Here is a 25,764-nt window from a genome sequence, read left to right as displayed (position 1 = left end):
GCAGGAGTGAAACAATGCTCGCCGGGGCAGCGTCCCCGGGTCGGACACAATGCCGACACAAGCTTCCGAAACCGTGGCGTGGCGGGGGGATCGACCCGCTCGACAAAACGCCTTCCACTTTAATACGGACAAATCGCTCGTAGTTCCTACCCATCCGACAGGGCCTTCGTATGCCTTGTGCGAGTGGGGTTTTCGGGCCGCCCGGAGGTCGGGTGGCACGTCGTCATGGTACGGCGATGAGTTGTCTCATCAGTGCTCGCCAAGCTCGGTGAGAGGGGGTCCTCAGCTACGCAGGGCAGGCACGCGGTCTCGATAACGTCTCCAATCGCACGGTGGCCTCTCCTCGTTTCCGATCGGGGTGACGTCCCGTGCGCTGGATCGCGCGTAAAAAACGGGTTACGGACGCCCGTGTCGACTCGGCGAATGTCTACTCGGGAATCCGGCAGTTCGGGGAATCGCAAATGTAATTGCATTCGCAATCAAATGCTACAGGAACGGGGAATTCCGCGCACGGAAACAGAGGTGGGTGTGCGCTGCTCCGTGTCTCGGAATTCGAGGAGGGGTTAGACGATGAGTCCGGATTCAGCCATGCCGTCAGACCGAAATCCTGATCTGATTCCGCTTTCCAGAGCGCAATACGGAATGTGGCTGGCGGACAACCTGCCCGGCGGACCGAACGTCAACATTGCTCACTACGTCGAGATCGAGGGGCACATCGACTACGCCGCCTTCAGCAAGGCGATGAACGACGCCGGCCACGAGACCGAATCGATGGTCGTCCGGGTGGTCGAAGTCGGCGGTCGTCCGTATCAGTACGTGGACCGCGGCCTCGTCTACGACGAGCCGCTGCTGGATCTGACCGCGGCCGCCGACCCCTACGCGGCGGCGATGGACTGGATGCGCCGCGACTACGGCACCAAGGCCGTCGACATGGCCCGGGACCGGCTCGTCGCGACGAAACTCATCCGGGTCGGTGCGGACCGGTATCTGTGGTACGCGCGTGCTCATCACCTCGTGATCGACGGCTACGGCGCGTTCAACCTGCTCAACCGCGCGGCCGAACACTACAACGCACTGATCGAGGGCCGCTCGCCGACGCCGCTGGCAGCACCCCGGCTGACCGAGATCATCACCGCGGAGCACGACTATCGGACGAGTCGGCGTTTCGAAACCGACCGGGCGTACTGGCTGGACAAGGCGGCCGGCCTGCCGCCGGCCACGAGTTTGGCGGGGCGCTGCGCCAAGTGGAGCGAGGACGACCGCTACGCCGGGCGCACGTTGCCGTCGCCGCTGACCGAGCGGATCGACCGGTTCGCCGGCGAGCTGAACGCCTCCGCGGCGCAGGTGGTGGTGGCCGCGTTCGCCGCCTTCCTCGCGCGCATGACCGGTACCGACGAGGTCGTCCTGTCGCTTCCGGTATCCGGGCGGGTGACCAGGCGACTGCGCAATGCCGCCGCGATGCTGGCCAATATGGTGCCGATCCGGTTCACCGCGGACCCGGCGACGACGGTGGCGGAACTGATCGGCGAATCGGTGTCCGAACTCGTCCTGGCCATGCGGCATCAGCTCTACCGGTTCGAGGATCTTCGCCGCGAGTCCGACGCCGTCGACGCGGCGGCCACCTCGTTCGGCCCGATCGTCAACATCCTGTTCTTCGATTCCGAGATCCGCCTCGGCGAGGCGATCGGGCGCTACCGCGCACTGACCTCCGGCGCGCTGGACGATCTGCAGCTCAACATGTACCGCTCCGGCGCCGACGCACCGCTGTCGGTCGAACTGCACGGCAATGCCAACCTGTACGGCCAGGACGAACTCGACGCCCACGCCGGCCGCTTCGCCGACTTCCTCGACCGTATGACGAACTCGCCCGCCGATGCCCGGCTGATCGACATTCCGCTGGTCGATCCGGCCGAGCAGCGGCGAGTGCTGGGCGAACTCGCGGGCCACGACGGGGCGCCCACGTCGGCGACGCTCGTCGACCTCCTCGCGCGGCAGGCCGCGTCGTCGGCATCCGCCGTCGCCGTCGACGACGGGACGACCACCCTGACCTATCGCCAACTCGACGAGCGCTCCAACCGATTCGCGCGCAGACTCATCGCACTCGGAGCCGGGCCGGAAACGCTGGTGGCCATCGCCCTGCCACGGGATGCCGATCTGATCGTCGCCGCACTGGCGGTCGTGAAGTCCGGCGCCGGCTACCTGCCGCTGGACCGGGCGCATCCGCTCGAGCGGCTCGACTACGTGCTCGGCGACGCCGAACCGGTCGCACTGGTGACGAACCGGAGCATGTGCGACCGCCTGCCGGAAACGCGCCGCGTGGTGTTGTTCGACGACGACATCACCGAGAGCGGCGAGCCGATCACGGATGCGGAACGTACCCGTCCGCTGCGTCCCGACAACGTCGCCTACGTCATCTACACCTCGGGATCGACGGGGCGGCCGAAGGGCGTGTCGGTCACTCATCGCGCGGTCGCCGGCTACCTGACCGACGCGACGGCCGAGATCGGGGTAGGCGCCGATGACGTGTGGACGCTGTTCCATTCGTTCGCATTCGACTATTCGGTCTGGGAGATCTTCGGTGCGCTGGTCACCGGCGGCCGGATCGTGGTGGTCGACGGTCCCGTCACGCGCTCACCGGACGAGATGGTCCGTCTCGTCGCGCGGAACAAGGTGAGTGTTCTCAGTCAGACACCGTCGGCGTTCCATCAGTTCGCGGCCGCGCGACAGCGCTACGCCGACGCCGGGCAACCGGACGGTGAGCTCGCGCTGCGCCTCGTCGTCCTCTCGGGGGAAGCGCTGGACCCCGCGAGTCTGTCCGACTGGTACGCCGGCAATCCCGGCCTGCCGGTGCTGGCCAACAGCTACGGCATCACCGAAACAACGGTCTTCGTCACCTACACTCCGCTGGCGCCCGACCGCGCCGTGCCGGGCGCCCCCAGCGTCATCGGCCCGCCGCTGCCGGGTTTGCGCGTGTACGTCCTGGACGAACGCCTGCGGCCGGTGCCACTGGGTGCCTGGGGTGAAATCTATGTCGCCGGAACGCGACTCGCCCGCGGCTATATCGGCCGCCCGGGGCTGACCGCGGGACGCTTCGTCGCCGACCCGTTCGGCGCGCCGGGTTCGCGGCTCTATCGCAGTGGTGATGTCGCGCGCCGAAACATCCACGGCGAGTTGGAATATCGAGGCCGGGCCGATCGGCAGGTGCAGCTGCGCGGCTTCCGGATCGAACTCGACGAGATCCGCGCCGCGCTACTGAGCCACGGTTCGGTGTCGGCGGCGGTCGTCGTCGTCCATCTGCCCGGCACCGACGCGGCCCGGCTGATGGCCTACGTGGTGCCGGCCACCGGCGCGGACTGCACGGCCGAGGAGTTGCGCACCCACGTCCGCTCGATACTGCCGGACTACATGGTCCCGGCCCACGTCGTCGTCCTCGACGCACTGCCGCTGACCGTCAACGGCAAGGTGGACTATCGCGCCCTGCCCGAACCGGCACCGGATTCGGCGGCGGCCTACGTGGCGCCGCGCACGGCCGTCGAGGAGACCATCACCGATGTCTTCGCCGAGGTCCTGGGCGTCGCCCGGGTGGGTGTGCTGGCCAACTTCTTCGAGCTGGGCGGTAACTCGCTGACCGCCACCGGCGCCGCGGTGCGGATCGCCGAACTGACCCGATGTGAGGTGTCGGTGCGCGAGCTGTTCGAGACGCCGACCGCGGCCGAGCTCGCCGCCCATATCGACGGCGCCCGCCGGTCCGCACGGCCCGCGCTGCGGCCACAGCCGCGCGTCGACCCGCTTCCGCTCGCGCCCGCGCAGACCCGGATCTGGCTGATCAATCAGATCGAGCCCGAATCGGCGGCATACAACATTCCGCTGGTGCTGCGGCTGTCCGGACAACTCGATACCGCCGCCCTGCGCGCCGCGCTGGCCGACGTGATCGAACGGCACGAATCCCTGCGCACCGTGTATCCGGCCGTGAACGGCCGAGGGACACAGGTGATTCTGCCGTCCGAGGAGGTCGCCGCGGAATGGGATGTGACGCCGCGCCGCATCTCCGCCGACGAACTCCACCACCGGATCGGCGAGCTGGTGTCGACCGGAACCGATGTGCGCCACCGGCCGCCGATTCGCGTCGCACTGCTCGCCACCACCGATCACCGGCACGTCCTGGTGGTCGTGCTGCACCACATCTGCTGCGACGGGTCGTCGCTGCCGCCCCTGGCGGCCGATTTCGCCGCCGCCTACCGAGCGCGGGCGCAGGGGCACGCTCCCGACTGGGAACCGCTGCCGGTGCAGTACGCCGACTACAGCATCCGGCAGCGCAGGCTGCTGGGTGACGACAGTGATCCCGACTCGCTCGCCGCGCGTCAATTGCACTACTGGACAGAGCAATTGGCGGGGATGGCGCGACCGCTGGAACTGCCGGTCGACCACCGGCGGCCGGAAGGCCGGTCCCTGCTCGCCGAGGTCGTCGACACCGCGATCACCGCCGAGACCTACGCCGGGATCGAGCGGCTGGCTCGCTCGGCGAGGGCCACCACCTTCATGGTCGTGCACGCCGCGCTGGCCGTGTTGCTGGCCCGGCTGTCGGATTCGACCGATATCACCGTCGGCACTCCGGTCGCGGGCCGTGGCGAACGCGCGCTGGAACCGCTGATCGGCATGTTCGTCAACACCGTGCCGCTGCGGACGCGAGTGCGTGACGACGAAACCTTCGCCGACTTCCTGGCGCGGGTCCAGGACATCGATGTCGACGCGTTCGCCCACAGCGACCTGCCCTACGAACGGGTCGCCGACGCGATCGAGCCGATGTCGGCGGTCGCGCAGGACCCGCTGTGCCGGGTGTATCTCGCGTTCGACAACATGGACCGTCCGACCCTCGAACTGGCCGGCGTCACCGCCGAGGTCCTGGATCCGGGACCGCAGCCGGCGAAGGTCGACCTGATCGTCACCGTCGCCGAGAACGCCCGGGCGGCAGGCGATCTCCCGGTCCGGATCAATTTCGCCGCCGACGTGTTCGACCGGGGCACGGTCGAGGAATTCGCCGCGCGCCTGCACCGGATTCTCGATTCGGTCGTGCGTGATCCGGGGCAGCGGGTCGGTGCCGTCGATGTGCTGTCGGCCGGGGAGCGCGCCGCACTGGTGCCCGCATCCGGCGGCCGGGCCGACACGCCGCGCGTACTCGGCGAACTGCTGACGATCCGGGATCCGGAGGCCGTGGCCATCGTGTCCGGCGCGCACACCCTGTCGTACGGGGAGTTGGACGCCCGGTCGAACCAGCTCGCCCGAGTGCTGATCGAGTACGGAATCGGCCCGGACGACCGGGTGGCGCTGGTGCTGTCGCGGTCGGTGGAACTCGTGGTCGGGATGTGGGCGGTGGCGAAGGCGGGCGCGGCGTTCGTGCCGGTGGATCCGCGCAATCCGGCCGAGCGAGTCGCGGCCATGCTCGCGAACGTCCGGGTCGCGATCGCCGTGACGACTACGCAGGATCTGGTGCCGCACACCACCGAGCCGGTGGTGCTCGACGATCCGCGGACCGAGGCCCGCATCACCTGCCGTTCCGCGGCCGCGGTGACCGACGGTGACCGCCTTCGCCCGTGCCGGGCGTCGAATACGGCGTACGTGGTGTACACCTCGGGGTCGACCGGCGAGCCGAAGGGCGTCGCCGTGACGCATGCCGGGGTGGCGAATTTCGCTGCCGAACAACGGGAACGGTATCGCATCGGCAGTTCGGCGCGGGTACTGCAGGTGGCGGCTCCGGGCTTCGACGCGCTGGTGCTGGAACTGCTGATGGCACATCCGCACGGTGCGGCGCTGGTGATCTCACCACCGGATGTCTTCGCCGGCGAGCGGCTGGCGAAACTGATTCGCACGCAACGGATCTCGCACGCGTTCATCACGCCCAGCGTGCTGGCGACGATGTCGCCCGCCGACGTCGGTTCGTTGCGCGTACTGGTGGCCGGCGGAGAGGCGGTCGCGACCGACACCGTCGCGGTGTGGGGTCCCGGCCGCCGGTTGCACAACGGCTACGGGCCGACCGAGACCACGATCATGGTGGCGATCAGCGATCCCCTCCGCCCCGGTGACCGGGTGACGATCGGCGGTCCGATCCGCGGTGTGCGGGCGCTGGTTCTGGACGAGCGGCTGCGGCCGGTGCCCGTCGGAGTGACCGGGCAGCTGTACATCTCCGGTATTCATCTCGCCCGCGGATATCTCGATCGGCCGGCGGACACGGCAGCGGCGTTCGTGGCCGATCCGTTCGGCGCCGCGGGGGACCGGATGTATCGCACCGGCGATCTGGCGCGCTGGACCCCCGAACGCACCCTCGAATACGCCGGGCGCACCGACTTCCAGGTGAAGATCCGCGGCCGGCGCATCGAACTCGGCGAAATCGAGGCCGTCCTCGCCGGTCATCCGGACGTCGCCGCCGCGGTTGTGGTGACCGTAGAGACCGACGGCGGAGGGCGGCTCGCCGCCTACCTCGCGCCCGTCGGCGACGGCATCGACGTGGCCGCCGTGACCGCGCACGCCGCGCGCCACCTGCCGGCCCCCTTGGTTCCCGAGGCGGTGACGGTACTCGACGCCCTCCCGCTGACCACGGTGGGCAAGGTCGACCGCGCCGCCTTGCCCGCGCCGGTATTCGACAGTGCGCGAGCCGATTTCGTCGCGCCCCGCGATGCGGCCGAACAGCTCGTCGCCGATGTGTGCGGCGCTGTGCTGGGTATCGACCGGGTCGGCGTCGCCGACAACTTCTTCGCCCTCGGCGGCAACTCGCTGTCGGCGACGCGGCTGGCCGCGCGGCTGGGTGCCGCGTTCGGTGCCGAGGTGTCGCTACACACCGTCTTCGACGCCCCGACCGTCGCGGCGCTGGCCGCGGCGCTGCGCACCATCGACGCCCCCGGGCGGGAACCGCTGCTCCCGCAGCCGCGCCCGGCGCGCATTCCGCTCTCGCCGGCCCAGGCCCGGATGTGGTTTCTCAACCAGTTCGACACCGGCTCCGCGCTGTACAACATCGCCCTCGTGGTGGGCATGACGGGACCGCTCGATGTGGCGGCCATGCGCGCGACCGTCGCCGATGTACTGGAACGGCACGAAGCGTTGCGCACCGTGCATCCGGACAGCGAGACCGGGCCCTACCAGCTGATCGTGCCGGTGCGGGAGGCGCTGCCGCCGCTGGAGCCGCAGGCGGTTCCCGCGGCGGAGCTCGAAGCGCGGATCGCCGCCACGGCCGCCGCCGGATTCGACGTCACCCGCGACGTCCCGTTCCGGATCGCCCTGCTGCGCACCGCCGCCGAGGAACACACGCTGGTCCTCGTCGTCCATCACATCAGCTTCGACGGATCCTCGCTCGCACCGCTGGCCGCCGACCTGATGACCGCCTACGAGGCACGCCGCGGGCAGCGCGCGCCCCGGTGGGAGCCGCTGCCCGTGCAGTACGCGGATTACGCGCTCTGGCAAGGTAAGCGGCTCGGCACCGAGGACGATCCGAGCGCTCCGGCCGCCGTTCAACTCGACTACTGGCGCGCGGCGCTGGCCGATCTGCCCGAAGTGCTCGATCTGCCCACCGACCGCCCCCGACCGGCGCGGCAGAGTTTCCGGGGCGCGACGGTGTCGTACACCCTGCCCGCCGACCTCGGGCGTGAGCTGACCGCGCTGGGCCGCTCGCGCGATGCCACGGTGTTCATGGTGCTGCACGCGGCGTATGCCGCACTGCTGGCACGGCTGTCGGGCGGTGACGACATCGCGGTCGGCACACCGGTGGCCGGGCGCGGAGAACCGGGCCTCGAACGCCTGATCGGCATGTTCGTCAACACTCTGGTGTTGCGGACGCGCATCGATCCCGGCGCGTCCTTCCGCCGGATTCTGGAGCAGGTCCGGGCAACCGATCTCGCCGCCTTCGGCCATGCCGACATCCCGTTCGAACGTCTCGTCGAGGTACTGAATCCGCCTCGCTCCACGGCGCACGCGCCGCTGACCCAGGTGGGTTTCGCGTTCCACAACATCGACATTCCGACGGTGCGGTTCGAAGGGCTGACGGTCGATGCCCGGACCGCGGACCCGAGCGTGGCCAAATACGATCTGCACCTCAATCTCGTCGACACCGCGCCTCGCGACGGCGAGCCCGGTGCGATGGCTCTCGAATTCTCCTATGCGACAGATCTGTTCGACGAGTCCACGATCCGCTCGATGATCGACCGATTCGTTCTGTTGCTGCGCGCGGTCGTCGACCGGCCCGACCGTGCGATCGGCGATATCGATCTGCTGACCGAGGAGGAGGCGCGCGAGCTGGCCGTGCGGGAGACCGGCGGATCCATGGCGCCGTCCTCGGCGACGATCGCCGAGCTGTTCGCCGCCCAGGCCGCGGCGACACCGCGCGCGATCGCCGTCCTGGACACCGGGGACGGCACGCGACTCGGCTACGGAGAGTTCGCGGCCCGGGTGAACGCGCTCGCGCGGGCGCTGATCGACCGCGGAGTCGGCCCCGAAACGGTTGTGGCCGTCTCGATGCACCGGTCCGCCGACCTGCTGACCGCCCTCTACGCGATCCATGCGGCGGGTGGGGCATATCTACCGGTGAATCCGGAATACCCACTCGATCGGGTGCGCGCCGTGCTCGGCGCGGCACGGCCCCGGGCGGTCCTCACCCGCCGATCCGACGAGGCGAACCTGCCGGGCGACATCCCGGTCTGGGATGTCGCCGAACTCGGCGCCCGACCACTCGACACCTCGCCGGTGACCGACCGCGACCGGCTCGGGCCGCTGCGCCCGGAGAATCTGGCCTACGTCATCTACACCTCCGGCTCGACCGGAGTGCCGAAGGGCGTGGCGGTATCGCATGCCGCGGTGGTCAATCAGCTGCGCTGGCTGCGCGAGCACTATCGGCTGGGCGACGACGTCATGCTGTTGCGGACGCCGGTCACCTTCGACCTGTCGGTGTGGGAACTGTTCTGCGCCTTGACCTGTGGCGCCGAGTTGGTGATCGCCGGCCCGGGCGCGGGCGCCGACCCGGAGGCGGTCGCACGGTTGATCGCCGAACATCACGTCACCACAGCCGATTTCGTGCCCTCGCTGCTCGCCGCGTTCGAGGAGACGGCGGCCCGTCATCGCTTCCCGGATCTGCGGCGCGTCCTGTGCATCGGCGAAACGCTGCCGGCCGACACCGTGCGTCGCTTCCGGGAACTCAGCGATGCGCGCCTCGACAACCTCTACGGGCCGACGGAGGCGGCGGTCAGCGTCACCGCCTACCACGTCGACGGTATCGACGGCGGTACCGTGCCGATCGGTACACCGGAGCCGAATGTCGTGGTGCACGTGCTGGATTCGCGCCTGCATCCGGTACCCGCAGGTGTCACGGGGGAGCTGTATCTGGGCGGCGTCCAGCTCGCTCGCGGCTATCACCGTCGCCGCGATCTGACCGCCGCGACCTTCGTCGCCGACCCCCTCGCCGGTGTGCCCGGGGCCCGCATGTACCGGACCGGTGACCTGGTTCGGTGGGGGAAGGGTGGCGTGCTGTGCTACGTCGGGCGCGCCGACGACCAGGTCAAGATTCGCGGGCTGCGCATCGAACCGGGCGATATCGAGGCGGCGCTGCTCGCGCACGAACAGGTGAGCGCGGCCGTGGCGCGCGTCTGCGCCGACCGCGGCGAGCAACGCCTGATCGCCTACGTGGTCGCGGAGACCGTGGATGCCAGGCAGCTTCGCCGCCTGCTGCTGGACCGCCTGCCGGCCTACATGGTGCCCGCCGCGATCACCCGGATCGACGCGGTGCCGCTCACCGCCAACGGGAAGATCGACTACCGGGCGCTGCCGGTTCCGGACGCGATCGGGCAGGCGGAATACCGTGCGCCCCAGGGGATCGTGGAGCAGACGGTCGCCGAGGTCTTCGCCGAACTGCTCGGCGTGGCGGCCGTGGGCGCGGACGACGACTTCTTCGACCTGGGCGGCAATTCGCTCGTCGCCACCCGCGCCCTGAGCCGGATCGGCGACACGCTCGATGCGTCCGTGCCGGTGCGGATGATCTTCGAAGCGCCCACGGTCGCCGAGCTCGCCGAGCGCATCATTCGGCTGCGCGGCGTGCCCGCGCTGCCCGCCCCGGCGCCCGGGCCGAGACCGGAGCGCCTGCCGTTGTCGACGGCGCAGACCCGGATGTGGTTCCTCAACCAGTACGACCCGCAGGCGCCGGGATATATTGTGCCGCTGGCGGTTCGGCTCGAGGGCGCGCTCGACGCGGACGCGCTGGCAGCCGCGGTCGTCGATGTGGTGGAACGGCACGAGAGTCTGCGCACCGTGTACCCGGCGGTCGACGGCGTGCCCACGCAGGTGGTGCTGGATGCGGCCGCCGTCGTCGCGGAGTGGGACCTGACACCGCGGTGGATCGACGAGCGGGAGCTGGCCGACCGGTTGGCCGCGTTGTCGACCACCGGATTCGACGTATCCGAGGCGGTGCCGGTGCGGGTGGCGCTGTACCGGTTGTCGGACACCGTCCGGGTGGTCGCGATCGCGGTGCACCACATCAGTTGCGACGGCTATTCGGTGGCGCCGCTGGCCGCCGATCTGGTGGCGGCGTACAGGGCGCGGACCGGCGACCATCCGTGGGACCGGCCGCCGCTGCCGGTGCAATTCGCCGATTACGCCCTGTGGCAGCGCGCGATCCTCGGCTCGCCCGGCGATCCCGAATCTCCGGTTGCCCGGGATATCGCCTACTGGCGAACGCGACTCGCCGGGATACCGGAACTCCTCGAACTGCCCGCCGACCGCCCGCGCCCGGTCGAGCAGAGCCATCGCGGCGCGCTGATCCACGCCGACATACCGGCGCAATTGCAGAGCCGGGTCGAATCGCTGGCCCAGCGCGCTCGCGCCACGACCTTCATGGTGGTGCACACGGCGCTCGCGATACTGCTGTCGCGCCTGTCCGGCAGTGACGACGTCACCGTCGGCGTACCGCATGCGGGCCGCGGTCATCGGGTGCTCGACGAGCTGGTCGGCATGTTCGTCAACACCTTGGTCCTGCGCACCCGTGTCACCCTCGATCAGACGTTCACCGGATTGCTGGATGTGGTGCGCCGCAGTGATATCGAGGCCTTCGACCACACCACCGTGCCGTTCGAGCAGCTGGTCGACGCACTGCGCCCGGCCCGCTCGACCGCGCATTCGCCGCTGTTCCAGGTGATGCTCGCCTACCAGAACATGGTGCGGGCGCGCGTGGAGCTGCCGGACCTCACCGTCGAAACCCTCGATGCGGGAGACAGTTCCGCGATCTACGACCTGCTGTTCATGGTGACGGAGGCCCACGGCCCCGAGGGTGAGCCGGCCGGAATGACGCTGCGACTGACCTACGCGACCGACCTGTTCGACGCGGAGTCGGCGCAGCGCTTCGCGGACCGGTTCGTCCGCCTGCTCGACGGGCTCACGACCGACGCCGACGCGCCGCTCGGTGAACTCGATCTGCTCGATACCGCCGAGCGAGAGCTGGTGCTCAAACGCTGGAACGACACCGGCGATCCGGTCTCGGTGGGCCGCACGCTGGTGGACGGATTCGGCGAACAGGTGCGCCGCACTCCGCACGCTCCGGCGATCCTGCCCGCCGACGGTGAGGCGCTGACCTACACCGACTTCGCCGACCGCGTCCACCGGCTGGCCCGATGGCTTATCGCGCGCGGTGCGCGTACGGAAACGCATGTGGCCGTGGCGGTTCGACGTTCGGTCGACCTCGTGACGGCGCTGTACGCGGTGCTGGATTCGGGCGCGGCCTTCGTGCCGATCGATCCACAGCAGCCGAGCCGGCGCGTCGCCGACGTGCTGGACGCGGCACGGCCGCTCCTGGTTCTCACGACGTCGGCCGACGGCGCCGGCCTGCCACCGGAATGTTCGCGGGTGGACCTTGATCGGCTGGATCTGTCCGGGCTGTCCGGCGACCCGATCACGAATGCGGATCGGCGGGCGCCGCTGCGGCCGGAGAACGTGGCCTATGTCCTGTTCACCTCCGGCTCCACCGGTGTGCCCAAGGGCGTGGCGCTGACCCACGCCGCCACCGCTGGTCAGCTGGCCTGGGCGCAGCGGCAGTGGCCGCACGGCGCCGGCGATACGGTGCTGCACAAGACGCCCGTCACCTTCGACATCGCGGTGTGGGAACTGTTGTGGCCGTTGCAGACCGGCGCGCGCATCGTGATCGCCGAACCCGAGGGGCATCGCGACCCGGCCTATCTCGCGGAGTGCATCGCGAACCGGGAGATCACCACGGTGCACTTCGTCCCGTCGATGCTCGACGTCCTGCTCGAAGCCGTCGACGGCACCGAGTTGACTTCGGTGCGAAGGGTTTTCGTCGCCGGGGAGGCGCTGGCGCAGTCCACCGTCGATGCCGCGGCGTGCGTGTTCACCGCGGCGGAGGTGGTGAACTGGTACGGCCCGGCCGAGGCGGAGGTGGTCACCTCCGCGCGATGCTCGCCCGGTGTGACGGTCCCCGCGACGGTTCCGATCGGCACACCGGTCTCCGGCATGCGGGTGTACGTGCTGGACCGCAGGCTGCGCGCGGTGCCGGTCGGCGTCGTCGGCGACCTGTACGTCTCGGGTGTGCAGCTGGCGCGCGGCTACCACGGCCGCGCCGATCTCACCTGCGCGGCTTTCGTCGCGCATCCGTTCGGCGCACCGGGGGAGCGGCTCTACCGCACCGGAGATCTGGTGCGGTGGACCCGATCGGGCCGTCTGGACTTCCTGGGCCGCAGCGATTTCCAGGTGAAGGTCCACGGCCAGCGCGTCGAGCCGGGGGATATCGAGGCGGCGGCATGTGCCCTCCCGGAGGTCGTGCGCGCGGTCGCGATCGCTACCGCGGAACGAATCGTGGCCTATGTGACGCTCGCACCGGGAGCGGCGATCGATGGCCGCGCGATCCGGGACCGGCTCGCGCGCCGGCTGCCGTCGTATCTGGTTCCGGGGCGCGTCGAGGTGCTCGACCGGATGCCGCTCACCGCGAACGGCAAACTCGACCGGGCCGCGCTCCCGCAGCCGGAGTTCGACGACGTGGCGGACTTCGTGCCCGCGGGCACCGATCACGAAGCGGCACTGGCCGATATCGTCGCCGCGATCACCGGCGCGGAGCGGGTGAGCGTGGCGGCGAATCTGTTCGAGATCGGTGTCGACTCGCTCTCGGCCGCCCGGGTGGCCGCGCGTGCGGAGGCGGCGCTCGGGGTGCGGGTAGGGATTCGCGATATTTTCGAGGAGCCGACGATCGCCGGGTTGGCGGCTCGCCTCAGCCGGCGTGCGCGGTCGTCGCTGCTCCCGCTCGCGCCGCGGCCGCGCCCGGCCACGGTCCCGCTGGCGGCGGCACAACGGCGGCTGTGGTTCATCAACCAGTTCGATCCCGCCTCGGGGGCCTACAACATCGGCTTCGCCGCGCGGTTGACCGGCGCGCTGGACCTGGGCGCGCTGCGTGCGGCGTTCGAGGACGTCGTGGGCCGGCACGAACCTCTGCGGACCGTCTATCCGACGGTGGCCGGCGAACCCTGCCAGGTGGTGCGGGATGTGGCCGCCGTGGCCGAGCGCCTGAGGCCGGATGCGGAGCCGGTCGAGGAGGCCGTGCTGGCGGAGCGGATCCGGGAGACCGTCGAGGCGGGCTTCGACGTCTCGGCCGAGGTACCGCTGCGTGTGCGGATATGTCGCCTCGCTCCCGAGCAGCACATTCTGGTCCTTGCCGTCCATCACATCGCCGCCGACGGCTCGTCGATGGCACCGTTGGCCCGCGATATCTTCACCGCCTATGCGGTGCGCGTGAAAGGCGAAGCGCCACAATGGGAACCGCTTCCGGTGCACTACGCGGACTACACGCTGTGGCAGCGGGAGGTGCTCGGCGCCGAGGAGGATCCGGCGTCGGTGACGGCGCGCCAGGCCGCCTATTGGACGGCGGCCCTGGCCGATGCGCCGGAGCTGCTGGATCTACCGACCGATCGTCCACGGCCCGCGACCATGTCGATGGCCGGGGGCAGTGTGCGGTTCGGTATACCGCCGCGGCTGCACGAGGAGATCGTGCGGCTGGCCCGGCGCGAGGGCGTGACCGTCTTCGTCGTGCTGCATTCCGCGCTGGCGATCGTGCTCTCGCGCACCGCGCATACCGGCGACGTGTCGATCGGCACGCCCGTGGCAGGGCGCGCGACGGTGGCGCTGGACGATCTGGTCGGCATGTTCGTCAACACCGTCGTGCTCCGCACGCCGGTCCGTGACGACATGTCGTTCACCGAGTTCGTCGCGCAGGTGCGCGGCGTCGACCTCGAGGCGCTCGAGCACGCGGACCTGCCCTACGAGCGGCTGGTCGATCTGCTCGACCGGCCCCGGTCCACGGCCTATACGCCGCTGTACCAGGTGCTGTTCGGCGTGCAGAACACAGGGGCCGCCCGGTTCCGGCTGCCCGATGTCGAGGTGGAGCTGATCGATCCCGATGTCGCCCAGGCCAAAACCGATCTCACCGTCCTGCTGACCGACAATCCCGATCGTGACGGAGTCGGAATGGACGGCGAAATCATCTACGCCACCGATCTTTTCGCCGAGTCCACCGCGCGGGGGCTGGCGGACCGGTTCGTGCGCGTTCTCGACGCGGTGGTCGGTGATCCGGCCCGGCCGGTGGGAGATATCGCGCTGATCGGCGCCGAGGAGGCCGAGCGGCTGGTTCCGGCACGTGGCGGCGCCGCACCCGCGCCGCGGCTGCTTCCGGAGCTGCTCGGCGCGGCCGTGGCGACCGCTCCCGAGGCGATCGCGCTGATCGACGATACTCGCACGCTCACCTACCGGGAACTTGACGATCGCGCGGAAGAGCTTGCCGCCCAGCTGGTTTCGTCGGGCGCGCAACCGGGGGTATGCGCGGCGCTGGCCGTACCGCGCTCGGCGGACTATCACATCGCCATGTGGGCGATCGTGAAGACCGGCGCCACCTTCGTGCCGCTGGATCTGCGCTATCCGCCCGAGCGGATCGCCTACTTGCTGCACGACTCCGGTGCTGCCCTCGGTATCACGACGACCGCCGCGCGCGCCGCGCTGCCCGGCGATGTGCGCTGGCTGATGCTCGACGAACCACGGGACCCGGGCGAACTCGCGGTGAAACGATCACGCGCGCCGAGGCTTCAGGATGTGGCCTATGTAATCTACACATCCGGCTCGACCGGAACGCCCAAGGGTGTGATGGTCACCCACGAGGGGCTCGCCGCCTTCGCGGCGGAGCAGCGCGATCGCTATCGCGTCGAGCGCACCTCGCGCATCGTGCAAGTCGCCTCACCGGCCTTCGACGCGGTCCTGCTCGAAGCGCTGATGGCGCACGCCGCCGGCGCGACACTCGTGGTGGCGCCGCCGGAGGTGGTCGGCGGCGCGGAGCTGGCCGCGCTGATCGCGGGGCACGGGGTGACGCATGCGTTCCTGACGCCGAGCGTGCTGGCGACGATGTCTCCGGCCGAGCTCGATTCGGTGCGGATGCTCGCGGTCGGTGGCGAGAAGGTAGCGCCCGACCTGATCACGGCCTGGGCGGCCGGGCGGCGGTTGCACCACATCTACGGGCCGACCGAGACGACCATCGTGATCACGATCAGTGATCCGGTGGGCCCGGACGAAACACTCACCATCGGCGGGCCGATCCGCGGCGCGGAGGCGGTGGTGCTGGACGCGCGGCTGCGCCCGGTGCCGATCGGGGTACCGGGGGAGTTGTACCTCTCCGGCGCCGCACTGGCACGCGGATACCTCAATCGTCCCGCCGTCACGGCGGCGTCGTTCGTCGCGAACCCCTACGGTGCGCCCGGAACCCGGATGTACCGCACCGGCGATATCGTCCGCTGGACCGCGCAGGCCACGATGCAGTACGTCGGCCGCCTCGATTTCCAGATCAAGATCCGGGGCCAGCGGGTCGAACTGGGTGAGATCGATGCCGCCTTGCTCGCGCATCCGGCCGTCGCCACCGCGGTCACCGTGACGCGCACCGGCCCGGGCGGGCGGACCGTGCTCGCGGCCTACGTCACCACCGATCCCGCCACGACCGCCGCGCCGGGCGACATCCTGGATCGGCTCGCGGCCACCCTGCCCGCTCATATGGTGCCGGCGACCGTCACCGTACTCGACCGGCTGCCACTCACCTCGACCGGCAAAGTGGATCGAAAAGCGTTGCCGGAACCGGACTTCGAGGTAACCGCCGAGGGCGCGGCGGCGATCTCGGACGAGCTCGAACGCGCCGTCGCCGCGGCCTTCACCGATGTGCTGGGTGTGCCCGGAGTCGGCGCGACCACGTCGTTCTTCGCGCTGGGTGGCGATTCCATCATGTCGATCCAGCTGGCCTCGCGGTTGCGGGCCGTCGGCATCGGCGTGACGGCGCGAGACATCTTCGAGCGCAAGACGGTTCGCGGTCTGGCGCAGATCGCGCAGGCGCCCGCGCGGGCAGTGATCGAGGAACTGCCCGGCGGTGGCGTGGGTGAGGTGGCGCTCACGCCGATCGTGGCGTGGTTCGTCGAGCACCTCGGCGCACCGGCGCGGTTCGCGCAGTCCGTGCTGGTGCGGTTGCCGCGGGACGCGCGGGTCGACGATGTGTGCGCGACCGTGCGGGCGGTCGTCGAACACCACGATGTACTGCGCTCGCGGCTGCGGGCGGGCCGCTGGGATGTCCTGCCGCCGAGCGCGTCCGAAAGCGCCGGATCGGTATCGATGCGAACCTTCGGCACCGGCGAGCGGCCGGGTTCGCCGGGTTTCACGGCTGTGGTGGAGGCGGCCTACGCCGCGGCGGTCGACCGGCTCGATCCGGCGACCGGCGCGATGGTGCACGTCGTCTGCCTGCTGCCGGAACCCGGCGTGGACGCGGAGGCGCGTGCGCTCGTCGTGATCCACCACCTGGCCGTGGACGCTGTGTCGTGGCGAATTCTGTTGCCCGACTTCGCCGTCGCGTGGCAGCGGATCATCGCCGGGCGTCCGATCGAATTGGCCGCGCCCGGCACCTCGATGCGGCGGTGGGCCGAGGCGCTGGTCGCCGCGGCGGCGGCGCGGGCCGAGGAATTCCCACTGTGGCAGCGGATCTGCTCCGCCCCCGACCCGATACTCGGACGGGCGAATATCGATCCCGCGCTGGATACCCAGGCGACCGTGCGGCACGTGACCGTCACACTGCCGGTCGAGGTGACCTCGGCATTGGTGCGCGAGGTGCCTGCGGCGGCGCACGGCACCGTCGACGACGCGCTGCTGACGGCGCTGGCCGTGGCGGTGCGGCGCCTGCGTGAACGCCGCGGCATCGACTGTCCGGCAACGAGTGTCATGCTCGAAGGGCACGGCCGCGAAGAAGGGATCGCCGAAGGGGCGGACCTGTCCCGCACCGTCGGCTGGTTCACCACCAGATATCCGGTGGTGCTCGACCTCGACGGGACGGACTCCGCCGATCTGCCCGCCGCGGTGAAATCCGTCAAGGACCAGCTGCGGGAAATCCCGGACAAGGGAATCGGTTACGGCCTGCTGCGCTATCTGAATCCCGCGATCGCGCAGCGATTCGCCGAGCTGCCGGAACCGCAGATCGCCTACAACAACCTCGGGCGCACGGGCATGGACGGCACGGATCCGGCGGATCCGGCGTGGGTGCCCTCCGGCGAAACCTTCGATCAGCGAGCGGCATTCGAGCCGGAGATGCCGGCGGCGGCGGTGCTCACGATCGATGTGAACATTCTGGACACGGCAGCCGGACCGCAGCTGTCGGCATATGTCGGCTATGCCTCCCGGCTGCTCGACCGCGACGAGGTCGACGAACTCACCGGCGAATGGGTGGAGGCACTGACCACCATCGCGGCCGCGGCCGACCGGGACTGGGGACTGAGCCGCGCGGATGTGCCGCTGGTCGACGTGACCCGCGAGGATCTCGACGCGTTCGCCCGCCGCTACGGACGACTCGACGACGTGTGGCCGCCGGCGCCACTCCAGGCCGGGCTGCTCTTCCACGCCGAAGTCGCCGCGGGCCGGCTCGACGTCTATCTCGCCCAATCCGTGCTCACTCTCACCGGCGAGGTCGACGCAGCGCGGTTCCGGCGCGCCGCGCAGGCCCTGCTCGTGCGCCACCCGAACCTGCGGGCCGCGTTCGCTCGCACCGCCGAAGGTGTTGCGGTGCAGGTGATTCCGGCTACGTTCGAGGTGTCGTGGCGACAGGTCGCGCTCTCCGCAGGCCCGTCCGAGGTAGCGGCGCTCCTCGATGCCGAGCGGGAGGCGTCCTTCGATCCGGCGGAACCGCCGCTGCTGCGATTCGTGCTCGCCGAGCTGGGGCCGCGCGACTTCCGCCTGATCCTGACCGCCCACCACCTGCTGCTCGACGGATGGTCGCTGCCACTGCTGTGGCGGGAACTGATCGGCCTGTACGCGGCGGACGGGCAGCCCGGGCTACTGCCGGATGCGGCCGCCTACCGTGACTATCTGGACTGGCTGGCCCGGCGCGATCGTGCCGCGAGCGTGGCGGTGTGGCGCGACGCGCTGCGCGATGTCACCGAACCGACCCTGGTCGCCGATCCGCGTGCCGATGCGGCCGCGACCATGCCGGTCGATCTGCCGGTGGAGGTCGAGCGCGAGGTGAGCGCCGAGCTGGCGGAGTTCGCGCGGTCCCGTGCGGTGACGATGGCGACGATCGTGCAGTTCGCCTGGGCGGTGGTCGTGGGCAATCTGCTCGGCTCCGAGCGTGTCGTGTTCGGCAGTACGGTGTCCGGCCGGCCCGCTGACCTGCCCGGCGTGGAGTCGATGATCGGGCTGTTCATCAACACGATTCCGGTCGTCGCCGAGCTCCGCAGCGAGGATACGCTCGAGCAGGCGCTGACCCGGCTGCAGGCCGGCAACACTCGCCTGCTCGACCACCACTACCTCGAACTGCCGCGGATCCTGTCGGCGGTCGATGCGGTATCGCTGTTCGACACGCTGGTGGTATTCGAGTCCTATCCGGTCGACGGCAGTGGCCTGGGCGCCGCCGACATCGACGGCATGCGGGTGGTCGCGGCGGACGGTCGCGACGCCGCGCACTACCCGATCACCGTTCAGGCCTACCACACCGACCGGCTGCACATCCGGCTGCGCTACCGGCAGGATCAGGTCACCGACGCGACGGCGTCCGGACTCGCCGACCGGGTCGCACTGGTGTTGCGTGCGATCGCGAACGACCCGGGTGCACGGCTGATGACGCTGGAACTGCTGGACCACGCCGCTCGCGCGGCCCTGGTCCCCGCCACCGGCGGCGCCGCCGCAGCGCCGCAACGCGCGGACCGGTTGCTCGCCGCGGGTGTGTGGTCGAATCCTGCCGCGCCGGCGCTGATTTCGGGCCGGCAGACGATGTCCTACGCCGAGCTGGACGCGCGCTCGAACCGGCTGGCGCGGTCCTTGCTCGAGCGCGGGATCGGTCCCGGTGAGCAGGTCGCCCTGGTGATGCCGCGATCGGTGGAGCTCGTCGTGGGACTGTGGGCGACGGTCAAGACGGGCGCGGCGTTCCTGCCGGTCGATCCGCGCAATCCCGCCGAACGCGTCGCCCATATGCTCGCCGATTCCGATGTGCGAGTGGCGCTCACGGTCGCGGCGGCGCGGGATCTGCTACCGGACAACGTATTCCCGCTGGTCCTCGACGATCCGCGGACCGAGATCGCGATCGCCGCGACATCCGCGGCCACCGTCACCGACGCGGAACGCGTGCGGACACCGCGGAGCGCGGACGCGGCGTACGTGATCTACACCTCCGGTTCGACCGGCGCGCCCAAGGGTGTCGTGGTCACGAACGAGGGGTTGGCGAATTTCACCGCGGTGGTGCGCGACCACTTCGGCATCGACACCGCCTCACGGGTGCTGCACGCGGCGGGCCCGGGCTTCGATGCGATGGTCCTCGAGGTGCTGCTGGCCCATCCCAACGGCGCGGTGCTGGTCGTCGCGGGACCGGACGCCTATGCCGGGGAAGATCTGGCGGAGGTGGTTCGGGCACAACAGGTGACGCACGCCTTCCTCACCCCGAGCGTTCTGGCCACCCTGTCCCCGGAGGGCATGGATTCGTTGCGCGTGCTCGCGGCGGGCGGTGAGGCGGTGACACCGGAGTTGGTCGCGGTGTGGGCGCCGGGACGGCGGCTGCTGAACGGATACGGGCCGACCGAGGCCACCATTTTCGCCGGGATCAGCGCGGCGCTGGCGCCGGGTGCGGCCGTGACCATCGGCGTGCCGATCCGCGGAATGGAGGCCGTCGTACTCGACCCGTGGCTGCGGCCGGTGCCGGTCGGCGTGGCCGGAGAGTTGTATCTGGCGGGCCCGCAGTTGGCGCGCGGGTACGCGAACCGGCCCGGAGCGACCGCGACCGCATTCGTCGCTAACCCGTTCGGCCCCAACGGTTCTCGCATGTACCGCACCGGTGACCTGGCGCGCTGGACATCGGACTACACGGTGGAGTATCTCGGCCGCCGCGACTTCCAGGTCAAGATCCGCGGTCAGCGCATCGAACTCGGCGAGATCGAGGCCGTCCTGGGCGAGTATCCCGGGGTCGACCGGGTAGCGGTCGCCGTGCGCGCCGACGAGCGCGGCACCGCCCGGCTGGCCGGATATCTGGTCGGCGCGGCCGGGATCGATCCGGACGAGGTCAAGGCCGTTGCGCGCCGCCGTCTGCCGGCGCATATGGTGCCCGACGTCGTGCTGCGCATCGCCGAACTTCCCCTGACCGCTACCGGCAAGCTCGATCGGGCGGCGCTGCCCGCACCGGACTTCGCGGTGCGGCGACGCCGGATCGCTCCCGGCAGCGACACCGAACAGCGCATCGCGGACGTTTTCGGTGACGTCCTGGGTGTCGGCGACGTCGGCGCGACCGACAACTTCTTCGAACTCGGCGGCACCTCGCTGTCGGCGACCCGGGCGGTCGCGCGCGTGCGCACGGCGCTGGGTGTGCACGTCGGCATCCGGGATCTGTTCGACGCCCCGACGGTCGCCGAACTGGCCGCCCGTCTCGCCGGCGCCGACCGGGCCGGCGCCGCGCGGCCGGTGCCGCGTACCCGCCCGGACCGCCTCCCGCTCTCGCCCGCACAGCAGCGGATGTGGTTCCTCAACCGCTTCGACACCTCGGTCGGCGCGTACAACATTCCGCTGGTGATCCGGTTGCGGGGCGACCTCGACGTCGACGCGCTGCGCCGGGCGTGCGCGCTGGTCATCGACCGGCACGAGTCGTTGCGAACCCGGTTCCCGATGATCGACGGGGCTCCGTGCCAGGTCGTGGTCGACGCCGAGGAGGTAGCGCCCGCGCTGGTCCCGATCCGAACCGGCGAACGGGAGGTCCTCGAACGCGCGGCGGCGGTGGTGTCGGCGGGCTTCGACGTCACCCGGGAGCCGCCGGTGCGTGCCGAACTGTTCGCCCTCGGCGACCGTGACCACGTGCTGGTGATCGGCGTCCACCACATCTGCGCCGACGGGCAGTCCATGCTGCCGCTCGCCCGGGACGTGGCGGTGGCGTACGAGGCGAGTAGGCAAGGAACACAACCGGATTGGCCGCCGCTGCCCCTGCAGTACGCCGACTACGCGCTGTGGCAGCGGGAGATGCTCGGTGACGAGTCCGACCCGGACTCACTGATCTCCCGGCAGCTGCGCTTCTGGACCGGCGCTCTCGCCGGACTGCCGGAACTTCTCGAACTGCCGACCGACCGGCCCCGGCCGCCGGTGGCGTCCATGCACGGCAGCACCCTCGATTTCGAGCTGTCCGCCGACCTGCACACCCGCGTCGAGGCCCTCGCCCGCGCGGCCGACGCCACGGTGTTCATGGTGCTGCACGCCGGGCTGGCAGTCCTGTTGTCGAAGCTGGCCGCGGTCGGCGATATCGCGATCGGCACCCCGGTGGCCGGCCGCGGCGACCGCGAACTCGACGATCTGATCGGCATGTTCGTCAACACGCTGGTGTTGCGGACGCGGGTGGCGCCGCGGCAGGAGTTCGAGGAACTGCTCGCCGCCGTCCGGGACACGGATCTGGCGGCGTTGGCGCACGCCGACGTGCCTTTCGAAGAGATCGTGGAGGAGCTGAATCCGCGGCGCTCGACCGCGCACATGCCGCTCTATCAGGTGACGCTCGACGTGCAGGATCTCAGCGCCGCCGCGCTGGAGCTGGCGGGCCTCACCGTCGAACCGATCGAAGAGGGCTTCGATCAGGCACGCGCGGATCTCAACGTCAAACTCGTCCCACGGCGCGACGCCGACGGCCGGCCGGGCGGAATGACCGGTCGCCTCACCTACGCCGCCGACCTGTTCGTCGAGCAGACGATGCGGCGATTCGCGCGGGCGTTCGTCGGCATCCTGGAGCAGGCGACCGCGAATCCCGCTGTCGCCGTGGACGATATCGATATCGTCGCACCGGATGAACGCCGCCGGATACTGTCCGCCGCCGGAACCGACGGCAGCGCGGTCCCGGAGCAGACCCTGTCCGAGCTGTTGTCCGTCCGCGTCGCGGCACAACCCGACGCGATCGCGGTGAGCGACGGTACGGCACAGCTCACCTATGCCGAACTGGATCGCCGCGCGACCCGGCTGGCCGCCCGCCTCGCCGCGCACGGCGCACGACCGGAAACGCTGGTGGCGGTGGCGCTGCCGCGGTCGGTCGATCTGATCGTCGCGCTGCTCGCCGTCGTGCGCGCGGGCGCGGCCTATCTGCCGCTGGATATCGCGAATCCGCCGCGCCGCCTGCGCTTCGTCATCGACGACGCGCGCCCGGTCGTAGTGCTGACCTCGGCCGAGATCGCCGCGCAGGTGCCCAGGTGCGCGACGCCGCTGGTGTCGATCGACGATGCCGAAACCGAATTCGACGCCGGCAGCGCTCGGGCGCCGGTGGCCGCGCGGCCGGACAACCTCGCCTACGTGATCTATACCTCCGGGTCGACCGGTACCCCGAAAGGCGTGGCCGTCACCCACCGCGACGCGGTCACACTGCTGACCCACGCCACCGACCGATTCGACGTCCACTCCGGCGACGTGTGGACGATGTTCCATTCCTACGCATTCGATTTCGCGGTGTGGGAGATGTGGGGCGCGCTGCTGACCGGCGGCCGGCTGGTCGTCGTCGACCGCGACACCTCCCGCTCGCCCGGCGCGCTGGTGGAACTGGTGGCGCGCGAACGCGTCACCGTCTTGAGTCAAACCCCGTCGGCCTTCTACGGTTTCGCCGACGCCGAACGCCGATATCGGGAATCCGGCTGCGGCAGTGGTGATCTCGCGCTCCGCTATGTCGTCTTCGGCGGTGAGGCGTTGGATGCGTCGCGATTGCCGGAGTGGTTCGCCGCCCACGAGCCCGGCTCACCGCGGCTGGTCAACATGTACGGGATCACCGAAACCACGGTGCATCTGACCTTCGCCGAGGTCGACGGCCCGGCGGCGGACCGGATCGGGGTGCCGCTCCCAGGCCTGCGAATCTATGTCCTCGACGACCGGCTGCGTCCCGTGCCAGTCGGGGTTCGCGGCGAAATCTGCGTCGCCGGACCACAACTCGCGCGCGGCTACCTGCGGGCACCCGCCCCGACGGCGAGCCGGTTCGTGGCGGATCCGTTCGGCCCGGCCGGCGGCCGGTTGTATCGCACCGGCGACCTCGGCAGCTGGCGGGAAACCGGCGACGGCCTGGAACTGAGCTACGCCGGTCGCGGTGACGCGCAGGTGCAGTTGCGCGGGTACCGGATCGAGCTGGGGGAGGTCGAGTCGGCGTTGCTGCGGCATCCGTCGGTCGCACGGGCCGCCGCGGCCGTGCATCGCCACGAACGCGAGGTCGACCAGCTGATCGGATACGTCGTCGCCGCCGACGGGCAGCACATCGATCCGGGGGAGGTCCGGGCGGCCGCCGCCGAGGTGCTGACGAGTTACATGGTGCCCTCGATGGTGATGGTGCTGGCCGATCTGCCGCTGACGGTCAACGGCAAACTGGATCGAAAAGCCTTGCCCGCGCCCGATTTCGACACGGCCGCGCAACGGTTCGTCGCACCGCGCACGCGCACCGAGAAGATCATCGCCGAGGTGTACGAGCAGATCCTGGGCTCCGCGCGGGTCGGGGCGACCGACGGCTTCTTCGATCTTGGCGGCAATTCGCTGCTGGCCACCATGGCGGTGACCGAATTGCGAACGCGCGGTGTGACGCTCGACCTGCCGTGGATGTTCGAGGACGCGACACCGCAGGCGCTGGCCCGCCGAGCCGACGACGCCGACGGCGCATCCGGTCTGACCGTGCTGCTGCCGTTGCGCGCGAACGGATCCGAGCCGACCGTGTTCGCCGTCCATCCGGCGGGCGGCCTGGCGTGGTTCTACGGCGGACTCGTCGAACATCTGCATCCGGATCGCCCGGTATACGGCCTGCAGGATCCGCACGTCGTCGCCGGCGAACCAGCCGCCGCCTCGGTGGATGAATTGGCCGCCCGCTATGTGTCAGAGATCCGCCGCGTCCAGCCCGCGGGGCCCTATCACCTGCTGGGGTGGTCGCTGGGCGGCCAGATCGCGCACGCGATGGCGGTTCGGTTGCGCCGCGACGGCGCCCGGGTCGGCATCGTGGCCCTGCTCGACAGTGCGGCGGTTGCGCCACCGCAGCCGCCGGCCGCGGCCGGTGAACCCGCGCCGGGGCAGCTGATGGCCGATCTGCTCGGCGGCTGGCGGGAGTTGTTCGACCTGGGTGACGAGCTCGTGGTGAGCACCCACGAACAAGCGTGGGATGTCATCCGGGGGCAGGTGATCGCGACCGGACTGTTCACCGCCGAACAGACGGATCGAGTCATGGAGAGTTTCCGCACCGCGGGCGATATCTCCGCCGCTCATCGTCCGGACGTCTTCGACGGTGACCTGATCCTGTTCACCGCCGGACAGGACCATCCGGACCACGATGCTCTCGCCGATACCTGGCGGCCCTACGTGGGCGGCGACATCCACAACGTCGTGGTCGACGCCCGCCATCTCGAAATGAGCCATCCCCGTGCGCTGGCCGTCGTCGGCCCTGTCCTCGAAAGGTTCATGGAACAATGCTGACCACTCTGCAACACGTGCGACTCGATGACGGCAGAACGGTGACGTGCACCAGTCCTGCCGAAGCCAGAATGCTGTGGGGGGAGACGACCGCCGCGGACGGGTTCTACCGGCGCGCGGCCGAATTCCTCAGTCCCGGCCAAATAGTCCTCGACATCGGCGCCAACATCGGCCTGAGCGCGATGATGTTCGCCGACACCTGCCCGGGAACCCGGGTCATCGCGGTCGAACCGGTGCCGATGACCTTCCGTTGCCTGGATCGCAATATCGCCGCGCATGTTCCCGGCGGGATATCGCTGCGAACCGCGGTCGGCGCCACGCCGGGGACCCGGGCCTTCACCTGGTACCCGCGCGCGACGGCGAATTCCGGATTCTTCGCCGATCGCGCGGCCGACGACGAGGCGACCGCCATCTATCTGCGCAACAACGGCTTGGACGACAAGGCCATCGCGGTCATCACCCAGGGGTTGCACGACGGCGTACAACTCGAGGTCGGGGTCACCACGGTGTCGGCGATCCTGGACCAGCACTGCCGCGGGTGCGAGATCGGCCTGCTCAAGGTCGATGTCGAACGCGCGGAATTGGATGTGCTGCACGGGATTACCGACGCGGACTGGCGGCGCATCCACGTCGTCGTCGCCGAGGTGCATGATCGCGACGGCCGGCTGCGCGAGATCTGCGATCTGTTCACACGTCGGGGTATGTCGGCGCAGACCCGCCAGGACCCGCATCTGGTCGGCACCGAGATGCACGAGGTCTTCGCCGTCCGCCCGCGAATCGACCGGTGAGCACCCGGCGCGCACC

At 70.2% G+C, this 25,764-nt stretch carries 2 protein-coding genes; both read left to right on the top strand.

Features of this window, described 5'->3' with window-relative positions:
* Positions 1 to 588: 588 nt before the first annotated feature.
* Positions 589 to 24,963 carry a non-ribosomal peptide synthase/polyketide synthase gene (locus ACPCUW_RS09765; protein ID WP_423424383.1) on the top strand — a complete coding sequence of 8,125 codons (24,375 nt, stop codon included), beginning with the start codon at positions 589 to 591 and terminating at the stop codon, positions 24,961 to 24,963.
* Positions 24,957 to 25,748, top strand: a complete 792-nt coding sequence (locus ACPCUW_RS09760) for an FkbM family methyltransferase (RefSeq protein WP_423424382.1) — start codon at positions 24,957 to 24,959, stop codon at positions 25,746 to 25,748. The genes ACPCUW_RS09765 and ACPCUW_RS09760 overlap by 7 nt, the downstream gene beginning before the upstream one ends.
* Positions 25,749 to 25,764 lie beyond the last annotated feature (16 nt).

The sequence above is a fragment of the Nocardia sp. AB354 genome (assembly GCF_049538315.1).
Classification (GTDB): domain Bacteria; phylum Actinomycetota; class Actinomycetes; order Mycobacteriales; family Mycobacteriaceae; genus Nocardia; species Nocardia nova.
This window is presented reverse-complemented; position numbering and strand designations above follow the sequence as displayed.